Annotated in this window: 13 protein-coding genes and 1 pseudogene; 7 read left to right on the top strand and 7 right to left on the bottom strand. The window is 51.4% G+C overall.

Annotated elements, in window-relative coordinates:
* Positions 1–357 precede the first annotated feature (357 nt).
* Positions 358–1,290: a ribose-phosphate pyrophosphokinase gene (locus DFR47_RS12015; RefSeq protein WP_113944666.1), complete on the top strand. Its 933-nt coding sequence runs from the start codon at positions 358–360 to the stop codon at positions 1,288–1,290.
* A 111-nt stretch (positions 1,291–1,401) separates the two neighbouring features.
* Positions 1,402–2,019, top strand: coding sequence for a glutathione S-transferase family protein (locus DFR47_RS12010; protein WP_113944665.1), 618 nt, complete (start codon positions 1,402–1,404; stop codon positions 2,017–2,019).
* Here DFR47_RS12010 and DFR47_RS12005 read toward each other — a convergent pair whose 3' ends face one another.
* Entirely contained in the window at positions 2,020–3,534 is a 1,515-nt protein-coding gene (locus tag DFR47_RS12005; protein ID WP_113944664.1) for a helicase HerA domain-containing protein, read from the bottom strand.
* Between the two features lie 374 nt (positions 3,535–3,908).
* On the opposite strand from DFR47_RS12005, the pseudogene rplY reads away from it, so the two are divergent.
* The 5 genes and pseudogenes from rplY to DFR47_RS11980 all read left to right on the top strand — a co-directional run.
* Positions 3,909–4,202: pseudogene (gene rplY / locus DFR47_RS12000) on the top strand (50S ribosomal protein L25); the annotation flags it as partial.
* 124 nt (positions 4,203–4,326) lie between these two features.
* Positions 4,327–5,067 (top strand): aminoacyl-tRNA hydrolase, encoded by a 741-nt coding sequence (pth, locus tag DFR47_RS11995; protein WP_113944662.1) that lies wholly within the window; start codon positions 4,327–4,329, stop codon positions 5,065–5,067.
* A 195-nt stretch (positions 5,068–5,262) separates the two neighbouring features.
* On the top strand, positions 5,263–6,366 hold the full coding sequence (gene ychF / locus DFR47_RS11990) for a redox-regulated ATPase YchF (RefSeq protein WP_113944661.1): 1,104 nt from the start codon (positions 5,263–5,265) through the stop codon (positions 6,364–6,366).
* 227 nt (positions 6,367–6,593) lie between these two features.
* Positions 6,594–7,007: a MaoC family dehydratase gene (locus DFR47_RS11985; RefSeq protein WP_113944660.1), complete on the top strand. Its 414-nt coding sequence runs from the start codon at positions 6,594–6,596 to the stop codon at positions 7,005–7,007.
* 20 nt (positions 7,008–7,027) lie between these two features.
* Complete coding sequence (locus DFR47_RS11980) at positions 7,028–7,501, top strand: MaoC family dehydratase (protein WP_113944991.1); 474 nt, start codon at positions 7,028–7,030, stop codon at positions 7,499–7,501.
* 176 nt (positions 7,502–7,677) lie between these two features.
* On the opposite strand, the gene DFR47_RS11975 is transcribed toward DFR47_RS11980, so the two are convergent.
* The 6 genes from DFR47_RS11975 to DFR47_RS11950 all read right to left on the bottom strand — a co-directional run bounded on the left by DFR47_RS11975 (position 7,678) and on the right by DFR47_RS11950 (position 13,572).
* Positions 7,678–8,223 (bottom strand): adenine phosphoribosyltransferase, encoded by a 546-nt coding sequence (locus DFR47_RS11975; RefSeq protein WP_113944659.1) that lies wholly within the window; start codon positions 8,221–8,223, stop codon positions 7,678–7,680.
* Positions 8,224–8,364: 141 nt separating this feature from the next.
* Positions 8,365–9,225 (bottom strand): cytochrome c1, encoded by an 861-nt coding sequence (locus tag DFR47_RS11970; RefSeq protein WP_113944658.1) that lies wholly within the window; start codon positions 9,223–9,225, stop codon positions 8,365–8,367.
* A 29-nt stretch (positions 9,226–9,254) separates the two neighbouring features.
* Positions 9,255–10,532, bottom strand: coding sequence for a cytochrome b (locus tag DFR47_RS11965; protein ID WP_113944657.1), 1,278 nt, complete (start codon positions 10,530–10,532; stop codon positions 9,255–9,257).
* 20 nt (positions 10,533–10,552) lie between these two features.
* Positions 10,553–11,116, bottom strand: a complete 564-nt coding sequence (gene petA, locus DFR47_RS11960; RefSeq protein WP_113944656.1) for a ubiquinol-cytochrome c reductase iron-sulfur subunit — start codon at positions 11,114–11,116, stop codon at positions 10,553–10,555.
* 140 nt (positions 11,117–11,256) lie between these two features.
* Positions 11,257–11,634 carry a hypothetical protein gene (locus DFR47_RS11955; protein WP_113944655.1) on the bottom strand — a complete coding sequence of 126 codons (378 nt, stop codon included), beginning with the start codon at positions 11,632–11,634 and terminating at the stop codon, positions 11,257–11,259.
* A 60-nt stretch (positions 11,635–11,694) separates the two neighbouring features.
* A complete protein-coding gene (locus DFR47_RS11950; RefSeq protein ID WP_113944654.1) occupies positions 11,695–13,572 on the bottom strand; it encodes an ABC transporter ATP-binding protein in 1,878 nt (625 codons plus the stop codon).
* Positions 13,573–13,713 lie beyond the last annotated feature (141 nt).

Here is a 13,713-nt window from a genome sequence, read left to right as displayed (position 1 = left end):
TCACTCTCACCGGTGCAGGCTTGTCACGTTAAGCCTGTTGCAAAAAACTTCACACAAGCGTGTCTTTTTGGCCTATAGAGGGCGGGAAAAGACAGGTTTTGTAAAATATCGGGGCATTAATGCTGCCCTGCGGCTTTTGTACCCTTGCAATACGGGCCAAGCTTTGTAAAAGGCCGCTCATCAGACCAATTTTATGCAGACTTGTATAAAATTGATGGAATTTAACAATACGGGATGCACGGCCTTATAAACCGCACATTCCGATGAAAACCCGGATACAGGGAATCCGCGCATGACCAATGCGAAATGCATCCAAGGTTCATGCGTTAGGCAAACCAGCGCCAGAGGCAAAAAAGCATGAAACTTTTCGCGGGCAACTCCAATCGTGTCCTAGCAGAATCCGTCGCAAAACATCTCAATATTCCACTCGGCAAAGCCGTTGTGAAGCGTTTTGCCGATCAGGAAATCTTCGTAGAAATTCAGGAAAATGTGCGCGGCGAGGACGTTTTCGTTCTGCAGTCCACCTCTTATCCGACCAATGATCACCTGATGGAACTACTGATCATGATTGATGCATTCCGCCGCTCTTCAGCGCGCCGCATCACAGCAGTGATCCCTTATTACGGCTATGCCCGTCAGGATCGTAAACCAGGCCCGCGTACACCGATTTCCGCTAAACTGGTTGCCAACCTCATCACTGAAGCCGGTGCAAACCGCGTTCTGACCCTTGATCTTCATGCCGGTCAGATTCAGGGCTTCTTCGATATTCCGACCGACAATCTCTATGCGGTTCCGGTTATCGCCCGTGATGTTAAAGCCAATTACGCAACCGGCAACTGCATGGTTGTTTCGCCGGACGTTGGTGGTGTGGTTCGCGCCCGCTCACTGGCCAAGCGTATTGATGCACAGCTGGCAATTGTTGACAAGCGTCGTGACCGTCCGGGTGAATCGGAAGTGATGAACGTGATCGGTGATGTAACCGGCAAAGACTGCCTGCTGTTCGACGATATCGTTGATTCCGGTGGCACACTCTGCAATGCGGCCGAAGCTCTGCTGGCCAAAGGCGCAACCAGTGTTACTGCCTATATCACGCACGGCGTACTCTCCGGCGGCGCGATTGCCCGTATCACCAATTCCAAGCTGAAAGAACTGGTTATCACCGATTCCATTCAGCCAACCGCTGCAATCGATCAGGCGCATAATATCCGCGTATTGTCGATTTCCGGCCTGATCGGCGAAGCAATTGCCCGCACCGCCGCTGAAGAATCCGTATCCAGCCTGTTCGACTAACAGACTGCAGATATCACACTTTTGAAAAGCCGGATTTCGATCCGGCTTTTTTGTTTTCTTCTGCCTCAAGAGAGTGCATTCTCTGCTGCGAATTAGCTGAGGAAGCCTCTCATGACAGATATTATTCTCTATACCCATCCGATGTCGCGTGGCCGTATTGCCCGCTGGATGCTGGAAGAAACCGGCGCTGCCTATACAACCAGCATCGTGTCTTTCAACGAGATGAAAGGTGCAGAGTACCGCACCATCAATCCGATGGGCAAAGTCCCTGCCCTCAAGCACAAGCAGCATATTATTACTGAAACTGCTGCGATTTGCGCTTATCTGGCAGATACATTTCCGGATGCGAAGCTATCACCTACTGCGGTCGAGCGCGCAGACTATTACCGCTGGTTGTTTTTCGGCGCAGGTCCTGTGGAAGCGGCGATCAGCAATCATGCCATCGGTTTTAATCCGACAGAAGAGCAAAGCCGTTTCGTCGGCTACGGCTCTTATGAAACGGTGATGGATGTGCTGGATCAGACCTTATCAGCAAAACCATATATCACCGGATCGCGCTTTACCGCTGCCGATGTTTATATCGGTGCGCAAATCAACTTCGGACTGGGCTTCAAAACAATTGACGCTCGCCCGAGCTTTCTCGCCTATAGTGAAAGGCTGAAAGAGCGCGCCGCCCTGCAACGGGCAACAGCACTGGATGAGGCCGATATGGCGAAAGTGAAAACCTGATTATTCCGCTGCCTCAGCGCTGTCCGCGCTTTCATCGGGGCCATTCGGGTCACCGGCTGCGGTTTCACAGCCCATGTCGGGGAAAGCCACAACGCGCATGCCTTTAAAGTCATTGCGCACAACCAATAAGCCGCGCTCCTCAAAATATGTCAGCAGTCGACGGGCGCGGCTGGTAGAATGGCTGCCATAGGCACGCGCCAGCGTGGCATCAGACGGGCATGGTGCAGCTTTAACCGCAGCCTGTGCCACAATCAGGAATACACCCTGCACATCATCTGTCAGGCTTTCTGACAATCGTAGTGCAGTCTGCCACTTCTCATCATCAATCAACTCATCGCCACCGCTGGCTTGCGCCACAGCAAGACGTCTGCGGAATGCAGGCAGTGCAAGCGGCTCACCCGGCACACGATGAATACGGCAACGCACCAGAAAATCCTGATACAGCACAGCAACTGTGCGATAGGCTGCTTCCGGATCGTCGATGATCTCTGTCATCACCTTATCCAGCAATTCCTCACGTTCAGCTTCCACCAATCCCGGGAACAGTGGTTCATCCGGCACTTCCGCTTCCGGCTTGGATTTAACCACCTGCTCCAGAATTTCCGCAATCGGGCGCGGCGGTGGCGGTGGTGGTGGCGGACGGCGCACAATCATCTTCGCCTCTTCCGCGCTCGGCGTGAAAATCAGATCAGCCGCATCCACCGGAGAATCCGGCAATGGCATCAGTTTCGGGCTGGATGAACGCGCAGACGTTTCCACTTTACCGATTTTCACCGGCAACGGGCGGCGCGACAAAGCAGGCCCCAGCGCTACAAAATGACCGCGCTGCAAATCACGGAACTGCTCGGCCTGACGGCGATCCATCCCCAACAAGTCAGCCGCACGCGCCATATCAATATCGAGGAAGGTACGTCCCATCAGAAAGTTGGAGGCTTCAGCCGCAACGTTCTTGGCAAGTTTGGCGAGACGCTGCGTAGCAATTACACCGGCCAGTCCGCGCTTACGGCCACGACACATCAGGTTGGTCATGGCACTCAGCGAGATCTTGCGTGCTTCGTCGGAGACTTCCCCACCAACGGCCGGTGCAAAAAGCTGCGCCTCATCCACAACCACCAGCATCGGATACCAGTAGTCACGATCCGCATCGAACATACCATTGAGGAATGCCGCAGCGGCTTTCATCTGCTGGTCAATATCCAGCCCTTCAAGATTAACCACCACAGAAACACGGTGCTGGCGGATACGCGCGGCAATACGGGTCAACTCGGCTTCAGTGCGCGCAGCATCAACCACCACATGGCCGTAAACATCGGCCAATGTGACAAAATCACCTTCAGGATCAATGATACACTGCTGCACCCACGGCGCGCTCTGCTCCAGCAGACGGCGCAGCAGATAGGATTTACCGGAACCGGAATTCCCCTGCACCAGCAGACGTGTGGCCAGCAGCTCTTCGAGATCGAGCATAGCCGCGGTGCCGTTGGTTGTGGCTCCCATGTCGATGCCGACCTTCATATGACCTCCTGAAATACACGTGAAAAAGCTCCCATCAGAACGGGTGCGGATAAAATAAGATTCGGGATATGGGTATTCTCTATCAGTTATGTATCATAACACCAAGTCACGAAGCTTGTGCATTTGTCACGCCATGCCCCGCAATACACAACCACAGGGCTTATGCTGTAAAAGTGACCACGATCCTGCACAAAACCTTGCATAATCCGGCTTAATCCCCTATGAGAGCGCATCCGCGTAGACACCCTTGGAGGCAACGCGGAATGATATGTCCGCATTATCGCTGTTTTTGCTGCGTATTTCACGGATGTATCATGTTTCGGAATCTCATCTGATTTTGCGGAACACTCCAAATTACTTGATAAGGAAAAGCCATGAGCGAAGTTAAAACTCTCAAGGCCGTAAAACGCGAACGGGCTGGTAAGGGGTCCTCCCGTGCACTTCGCAACGACGGTCAGATTCCAGCAGTCATCTATGGTGACAAGCAGCCTGCTCTTTCGGTCGCTATCGACTATAAAACAGTTTATTATCTGATTTATGGCGGCGGCTTCAAATCTACCGTTTTCAACATCGAAGTTGACGGTCAGATCATCAAAGCTCAGCCTAAAGACTACCAGATGGATCGCGTTAAAGACACGCCTCTGCACGTAGACTTCATCCGCGTAGCATAAATTTCAAGCCTTCAGGCTTCTGATTTATCAAACATCTCCGGTGCAAACCGGAGATGTTTTTGTTTGTGATAGTGCAACAGCCTGATAAAACGCTTGCCATATCTAATTCTCGGAGACGACCATGCTGCTGATAACCGGCCTCGGCAATCCCGGTGCGCAATATGCGCGAAACCGTCACAATATCGGTTTTATGGCCGTGGATGAAATTCATTCCCGCCATCGCTTTTCGCCATGGTCGAAAAAGTTTCAGGGCTTGATTTCCGAAGGTATGATTGATGGTGAAAAGGTACTGCTGCTCAAGCCGCAAACCTTTATGAACCTCTCCGGCCAATCTGTCGGCGAAGCCATGCGCTTCTACAAACTGGCGATCAGCGACCTTGTTGTGATCTATGACGAGCTTGATCTGCCGCCAGCCAAATTGCGTGTCAAAGCCGGCGGTAGTGCCAATGGTCATAACGGCATCAAATCCATTGACCAGCATATGCACGGTCTTTTGAACTCCAAGGAATATCGTCGTATGCGCCTTGGCATCGGCCATCCGGGCTCGAAAGATCTGGTGCATCATTATGTACTGGGCGACTTTGCCAAAGCCGACAATGAATGGCTGGATCTGCTCTTTACCGGCATTGCTGACAATCTGTCCTATCTCGTCAAAAAAGACGATAACGGTTTCATGAATAAGCTCTCTCTTGTCATGGGCGGCAAGCAGGATGCCAAAGCAGAAGCACCGGTAAAAGCTGCGCCAAAAGCACAAAGCCACATTCGTCAGGCACGACAGAGTAATACTATCGCGCCGAAGCTGCCTGCCTCAGGTCCTATGGCCGACATGCTGGCCAAACTCTTCGGCAAAAAAGACAGCTAATTTGATTTTTGGGTCACAGCCGCTAAATTTCAGCGGCTTTTTCCCGTAATCCGTACCACCGCCCTTGACCTGTGCTTACCCCATAGCGCATAGGCAATGGTAATATTCATTACGTTTCATGCTGAAGGATAAGGACAGAGCCGCACTATTGCCGGTCGTTCTTAAAACTCGCACCAGACCGGATAAGGTTCTACCATGGGTTTCAAATGCGGTATCGTTGGTCTGCCAAATGTTGGCAAGTCCACCCTCTTCAACGCACTGACCAAAACTGCTGCTGCACAGGCTGCAAACTATCCTTTCTGTACCATTGAGCCGAATACCGGTGAAGTTGCAGTGCCGGACAGCCGCATGCGCCAGATCGCTGATATTGCCGGTTCAAAAGAACTGATCCCGACCCGCATCAACTTTGTTGATATTGCCGGTCTGGTACGCGGCGCTTCCAAAGGCGAAGGTCTGGGCAACCAGTTCCTTGCCAATATCCGCGAAGTTGACGCCATTGCGCACGTTTTGCGCTGTTTTGAAGACGATGACATCACCCATGTCGAAGGCCGTATTGATCCGGTATCCGATGCGCAGACTGTTGAAACAGAACTGATGCTCTCTGATCTCGAAAGCCTTGAGCGCCGTATCGTACAGATCCGCAAGCGCGCGACAGGTAAAGACAAAGAAGCAACAACGGTTCTGCCGATGATGGAAGAAGCCCTGAAGCTGCTGCAGAACGGTGAGCCGGTTCGCATGTTGCTGAAAGGCATTGCACCGGACGATCTGCTGATCCTCAAGGGTCTGAACCTGCTGACTTCCAAGCCTGTTCTCTATGTCTGCAATGTCGCCGAAGGTGATGCAGCAAAAGGCAATGAACACACTGAAGCTGTCGCTAAAATGGCGCAGGAACAGGGCGCACAGTCAGTGATCATTTCCGCAGCAATCGAAGCAGAAGTTTCGCAGCTACCTGATGAAGATGCACAGCTGTTCCTCGGCGAAATGGGTCTGGAAGAGCCGGGTCTCGACCGTCTGATCCGCGCTGGCTACAGCCTGCTCGATCTGATCACCTATTTTACTGCAGGACCAAAAGAAACACGCGCATGGACTGTCCATCGCGGTGCCAAAGCTCCGCAGGCTGCCGGTGTGATCCACACTGATTTTGAACGCGGCTTCATCCGCGCACAGACCATTGCTTTCAACGACTATGTTGCCTTTAAGGGTGAAGTCGGCGCCAAGGAAGCCGGTAAAGCCCGTGATGAAGGCAAGGAATATGTTGTTCAGGACGGCGATGTAATGCTGTTCAAGTTCAACACCTGATCTGTCCATCAGAAAAATTTTAAGCCCGCGATTTTCGCGGGCTTTTTATTGTGTTTATCACACAAACACTATTTGACGTTTACGTCAAAAATCATAGGATAGGATCAGAAGTAAAGCAGGCTCCCATAATATAAGGAGCAGTCTGCTTGTTGTATAAACGGAGGAGAACGCCGTTGCACCAATCCCGTCATCACTTCACGTATCATGATTTCACTGTCGGCGAGAGCATGCCGCTTGGCTCGAAAGAGGTTACGGCAGAAGAAGTTATCGCTTTTGCAAGCGAGTTTGACCCTCAGCCCTTTCATCTCAGTGAAGAAGCCGGCAAGGCAACCATTCTTGGCGGCTTGGCAGCTTCCGGCTGGCACACCTGCGCAATGCTGATGCGGATGATGGCTGACAGTTATATCAGGAATTCAGACAGTCAGGGTGCTCCCGGCTTGGAATATGTCAAATGGCTCAAGCCTGTGCTGGCAGGTGATACGCTCTCGGCAACATCAACTGTGCTGGAAAAACGTGTTTCCCGCTCACAGCCTGCGCTCGGCATCATACGGATGAACCATAAAATCACTAACCAGCATAATATTCCGGTTTGTGAAGCGCAGGGGTCGATTTTCATGCGCGTGGACACGCAGGAGGCATGACAATGACGGACACTGCAAAACTGTCGCTGCTGGAAGAGAGCATCGGTCAAATCGTTACTATCGGTTCTTACGAATTTACAGAAGCCCGCATTATCCGCTTCGCCGAGAAATATGACCCTCAGCCTTTTCATACCGATCCGGTCGCAGCCAAAGACAGTATCTTCGGTGCGCTCTGTGCCTCCGGCTGGCATACCACAGCCGTCTGGATGAAACTGAATGTGCTGTCCATGGCAGGCATAATTAAAACCTGTATGGAACGCGGTGAAAAACTCCCCGTATTCGGCCCCTCACCGGGTTTTGAGAACCTGCGCTGGGAGCATCCGGTTTATGCGGGGGATGTTATCGCCTATACCGCTCAGATCACGGCTCTGCGCCCGCTGGCGTCGAAACCAGGCTGGTCTATGCTCAACCATCATGCCACTGGCACCAATCAGCATGGCGAGCGCGTTATGGAATTTGACGGGGCAGCACTTGTGATGCTGCCGCAACAATAATCTGCTGATAAAGTCAAAAAAGCCTGCCGGAGTTATCAGGCAGGCTTTTAATTGTAGCATTTCCAGCAAAAGTGGGAACCATATTTGCGTCGGATAATGCGTAAAAACAAATAGTTACAGCAGCTCCAACGTTTCAGTCTTAACTGGAACCGCTGTAATCTCGCATATAAGCAAACTTAATCGCCTTCAAATTCCAGCAAGGTGCGTACATTCACGCCGAGTTCTTCCAGCTTCTTACGGCCACCAAGATCAGGCAGGTCAACGATAAAGCAGGCTGCAACAATTTCAGCGCCCATCTGGCGCAGCAAGTTCACTGCTGCAACCGCTGTACCGCCTGTGGCGATCAGATCGTCAACGAGGAGCACGCGTTCGCCCGGCTGGATCGCATCGCGATGCATTTCCATTTCATCAATGCCATATTCAAGACTGTAAGCAATGCGCACGGTTTCGTAAGGCAATTTGCCTTTTTTACGGATCGGCACAAAACCGGCAGACAGCTGATGCGCCATAGCACCACCGAGAATGAAGCCACGCGCCTCGACACCAGCGATTTTGTCTGCTTTGCCACCGGCATAAGGAAAGACCAGTTCATCAATCGCACGGCGGAAAGCCTGCGGATTGCCCATCAGCGTTGTCACATCGCGGAACATCACGCCCGGACGCGGATAGTCCGGAATTGTACGCAGTGAAGCCTTCAGAAACTCTTTGGTCTCGTCATTCATGGCAAATCCTTACCTGCAAGCCTGACTTGCAATTTTTGGTCCTGCCATCATCAGAGACAGGCTTAACGCATCCCATAAAAAAGGACGCCTGAAGCGTCCTTTTTCTTTTTATATGATCACACAATATGTGTGAAGCCCGTATTAGTGTTTAACACCGGCAAAAACACGACGTTTTGCGGCATAAACCAGTGCACCAAGCAGAAGCAGGAACACAATAACGCGGAAACCGATTTTCTTGCGTTCTTCCAGATGCGGCTCTGCAGCCCACATCAGAAATGCGGAAATATCCGTTGCATATTGCTCAACGGTTTCCGGTGAGCCGTCATCATAAGTCACCTGACCATCGCTCAGCGGCTTAGCCATTGCCAGAGATTTACCAGCAATAAACGCAGGATTATAATGCGTGCCTTCCGGAATCTGCATACCGGCAGGTGGTGTCTCATCATAATGCGTCAGCAATGAGTGGATATAATCAGGACCTGCTTCCGCATATTGTGTGAACATATCAAACACAAATGTCGGGAAACCGCGTTCCACACCGCGTGCTTTAGCAATCAATGAGAAATCCGGCGGCACTGCATTATTATTAGCAGCGGCTGCGGCTTCCGCATTGGCGAAAGGTGACGGGAAGTAATCGCCCGGACGTGCTGCGCGGGTGAACATTTCACCATCAGCATTCGGACCGTCCTGAACTTCATATTCAGCCGCGAACGCTTTGATCTGGTCATCATTATAGCCCAGATCGCTCAGCGTACGGAACGATACCAGTTTCATAGAGTGACAAGCCGAACAGACTTCTTTGTAGATTTTCAATCCACGCTGCAGCTGTGCCTTGTCATAGGTACCGAAAGGACCTGAAAACGACCAGTTCTGCTGTACCGGATGTTTAATCGGGAAATGTGCCGGTTCTGCCTCACTGCCTGCGGTCTCAGCCTGCACAGCGCCCAGAGAGAGCGCTGTGGCCAGACCAAAAGCAGCAAGACCGGTAAAGAACATTTTCATAACTGTACTCTTCCTATCTCGTGCGGCAATCAGGCTTTGGATTCTGCTTTTGCAACTTCATCATCTGAACCGAGAACCGCTTCAGTAATGGAGTTTGGTATGCGTTTCGGTTTTTCGACCAAACCGAGCACCGGCAGAATAACAAGGAAAAATGCGAAATAATACAGCGTACCGATCTGCGCCATGAAGGTATAAATACCTTCAGCAGGGCGTGAACCGAGCCAGCCGAGGAAAATCGCATTCACGACAAATACCCAGAAGAACATTTTGAACCAAGGGCGATAAACCGCTGAACGTACTTTTGAAGTATCAAGCCAAGGCAGCACAAACAGAATTGCAATCGAGCCAAACATCACCAGAACGCCGCCAAGCTTGGAGTCGATCGGGCCGATATTGAAGGTAATCGCACGCAGCATTGCATAGAACGGCAGGAAGTACCATTCAGGAACGATGTGCGAAGGCGTTACCATCGCGTTTGCTTCAATATAGTTATCCGGATGGCCAAGGAAGTTTGGCATATAGAAAACGAAATAAGCAAAGAAGATGAAGAACACGACCGAACCGAATGCGTCTTTAATCGTCGCATAAGGTGTGAAAGGCAGTGTGTCTGTCTTTGATTTCACTTCAATACCGGTCGGGTTAGTCTGACCGGTCACATGCAGCGCCCATACGTGCAGCACAACCACACCTGCAATCATGAATGGCAGGAGGTAATGCAGCGAGAAGAAACGGTTGAGCGTCGGATTATCAACGGCGAAACCACCAAGCAACAGCTGCTGGATCGGCTCACCGATAATCGGAAACGCCGTGAAGAAACCGGTAATAACAGTCGCACCCCAGAAGGACATCTGTCCCCACGGCAGCACATAGCCCATGAAAGCGGTCGCCATCATCAGCAGGAAGATCACCACACCGAGGATCCACAGCAGCTCGCGCGGTGCCTTATAGGAACCGTAATAGAGACCGCGTGCAATATGCAGATAAACCGCGATGAAGAAGAAGGATGCACCATTGGAGTGCATATAACGCAGCAACCAGCCTGAATTTACGTCACGCATAATTTTTTCAACCGAGCCGAAAGCCAGCTGAGTCGATGCTGCATAATGCATAGCCAGAACGATACCGGTCAGCAGCTGAGAAATCAGCATGAAGGCCAGAATACCGCCGAATGTATACATATAGTTCAGGTTACGCGGAACCGGATAGGCAATAAACGAGTCATAGACGAGGCGCGGCAAAGGCAGCCGTGCGTCGACCCATTTTTCGATACCGGTCTTTGGCGTATATGAAGAGTGTCCGCCGCTCATAAAATTTCTCCTCAGACCACTCAACCGACTTTAACGACGGTATCGGAAATGAATGCAAACTGCGGGATGTGCATGTTTTCCGGTGCCGGACCACTGCGGATACGACCAGCCGTATCATAAGTCGAACCGTGGCACGGGCAGAACCATCCGCCGAATTCACCGGACTCACCAAGCGGCACGCAACCCAGATGGGTACAAACGCCGATCATAACGATCCAGTTCTCTTTGCCTTCACCGGCTGTACGTTCCAGATCCGAAGCCGGCGCATCTGCTGCCAGATTGGCATTGCGCGCCAAAGGATCTTTCAGTGCCGACATCGGCGTATTCTTGGCATCTTCGATTTCTTTAGCCGTACGGTTACGGATAAATACCGGCTTACCGCGCCATTTTACTGTCAGCGATCCGCCTTCCGCGAGGGAGGAAACATCCACCTCGATAGATGCTGCCGCAAGGGTCGAAGCATCCGGCCGCATCTGGTCAATAAATGGCCATGCCAATCCGGCAGCACCGACCACGCCGGCCATTCCCGTCGCTATGTACAGAAAATCACGCCGTGTCGGCTCAGCTGTGTCGTGTGTGCTCACGTACCACTTCCTTTTTGACTTGCATGTTGAACTGTCCTCTTTGTCCGCGAGCACATGCGTCCGTTTCTTATGATCTCATGTGCTGAGAGCTGAAAGACCTGAAAAACAGGTACAAACCGGACATAAAACCCCCACCTATCTCAAGGTGTAGGCAGGATAAAAAAGCTTGTCCAGTCGTCAGAAGCGCTTACGGCACCATGTCGCAGGCACTGAAACTGCGCCGATATATCTCTTTTAGCTTTGCAAAAGTGTCCGTTAAAACCACTTGAAACCTGCGGAACGCAACGCACCGAACCCGCACTGTGTTCATGACAAAGAACCGGCGGGCGATGTTTGGAGCCTGTTTGCCGGACCTGTTCATCGGAAGAAAATAACATGCCGTCCGAAATCAATGCATAATGTGCAGCACAACAAACAAGCAAAAATGCATAAAGCCAATAGTCAGGCTCATTTTTAAAATGTTTAAAAAAACCATCATAAAATCGTAGTTTTTTGCCTTTATTCGGCCATAAAAGCACAAAAAATCTGTTCGTGCCTTTATGACTGAAAGAGTCTGGCTCAGAAATTTCAAGCCAAACTCAGGCTTCCGTTTCCGCCTCGCCAATGAAACCACCGGACTGGCGCGCCCAGAGACCGGCATAAATACCGCCGCGTGCAACCAGTTCATTATGCGTACCGCTCTCTGCAATCCGCCCGCGATCCAGAACCACCAAGCGGTCCAGCTGTGCGATTGTCGACAGGCGATGCGCAATGGCGATCACGGTTTTGCCTGTCATCAGCTTTGTCAGATTCTCCTGAATGGCTGCCTCCACTTCGGAATCCAATGCGGATGTAGCCTCGTCCAGAATAAGAATCGGGGCATTTTTCAACACCGCACGGGCAATACTGATTCTCTGCCGTTGCCCGCCCGAAAGTTTAACACCCCGCTCGCCGACAAAAGCATCATAAGCTTTGCGTCCTTTATAGTCTTCCAGCGCACCGATAAACTCTTCAGCCTCCGCCTGACTGGCTGCAAAGCGCAACTCTTCCTCTGACGCATCTGCCTTTGCGAGCATTATATTATCGCGTAGCGAGCGATGCAGCAGCGCTGTCTCCTGACTGACCACCGCGAAAGCAGCCCGCAGAGAACTTTGCGTCACATCACGCACATCCTGTCCGTCAATACGCACAGCCCCCTCGTCCACATCATAGAGCCGCAGCATCAGATTGATCAGGGTGGTTTTACCGGCACCGGAATGACCGATCAGACCAATGCGCTCCCCCCCACGAACCGAGAGACTGATATCACTCAAAACACCGGCTTTTTCTTTATTCTCATTCTCTGATCCGTAACGGAACGTCACATGATCAATATCAATCGCGCCGGAGGTAACAGTCAGTGGCTTGGCATCAGGCTTATCTTCCATCCCCAAAGGAGCGGAAATCAGCCGCATCGAATTTTCGATCACACCATAAGAGCGCAACATGCCATTCATCTGCATCATCAGACGACCAAGCAACATATTCATGCGCAGAACCAGACCCAGCGTGAAAGCAACCTCACCGACTGTTGCCTGCCCCTTCGTCCACAAGTCCATGGAAAACACAGCCACCAGCACGATCATCAGACTGGACAGTGCTGTCATAGCCACGCGCATACCCGTCAAGGTACGCATAAAAGGCAGCATGGTGGTGATATAGCTGCTGAAGCCTGACCGCAGATAAGCCTGATCCATATCCGGCGTGTTCAGTTTGATTGTCTGAATATTGGTGTAACTGTCGACAATACGGCCATTGATCAGCGATCCGGCTTCCGCACTGGCCTCAGCCTGTTTGCGCATCTTAGGCAGATAAAGCCGTGCGATCCATGCAAACAACACCATCCACACAACCACCAGCGCGGCAAGCCGCCAATCCAGCTGACCAAACAGCAACAGCGTTGTGACACTATAAATCAGCATGAACCAGACCACCTGAATAAAACTGGTGATCAAATCCCCTGCCGCCTGCCCTGCCTGCCAGACTTTGGTAGCGATGCGGCCGGAAAAATCATTCTGGAAAAAAGCATAGGACTGGCGCAATACATAGGAGTTCGCCTGCCAGCGGATCATATTGTAAAAACCTGGCGTAATCGTCTGGTCATCCAGCAGCGAGCTGAGTGCGGTCATCAGTACCCGCACGATCAGCACGATAAAGCCCATCAACAAAAGTTCGGTACCGGCAGAAACATAGAGGCCATGCCAGCTGCGCACCACAGCGCTCTGATCAAGGATATCCACAATACGACCGGTGAAATAAAACAGCCCCGCTTCAAGCAACGGCAGAATACCGCCGACGAACAAAGCCAGCAGCAAAGGCCATCGTGCCTGATACATATAATGCATCAAAAAACGCATCGTCGTCTGGGGCGGACGTTTACCGTCGAAATCCTGTAACGGGTCAATCCAGTTTTCAAACCAGCGATAAATCATATTCATCGGAAAAGCCTTTCCGCAGCACCCCGCAACCCAACATAATCAAAGCTATCAACGGGAAGGCGCATGTAAACGAATGCCATCAGGCATACTGCAAATAATCTTAAAATATAAAGTAAAAAAGAGTTCTGTCCGTTATGCAAA

Origin of the sequence: Pseudochrobactrum asaccharolyticum (assembly GCF_003314995.1) — a bacterium.
In the GTDB taxonomy this organism is placed as follows: Bacteria; Pseudomonadota; Alphaproteobacteria; order Rhizobiales; family Rhizobiaceae; genus Pseudochrobactrum; species Pseudochrobactrum asaccharolyticum.
This window is presented reverse-complemented; position numbering and strand designations above follow the sequence as displayed.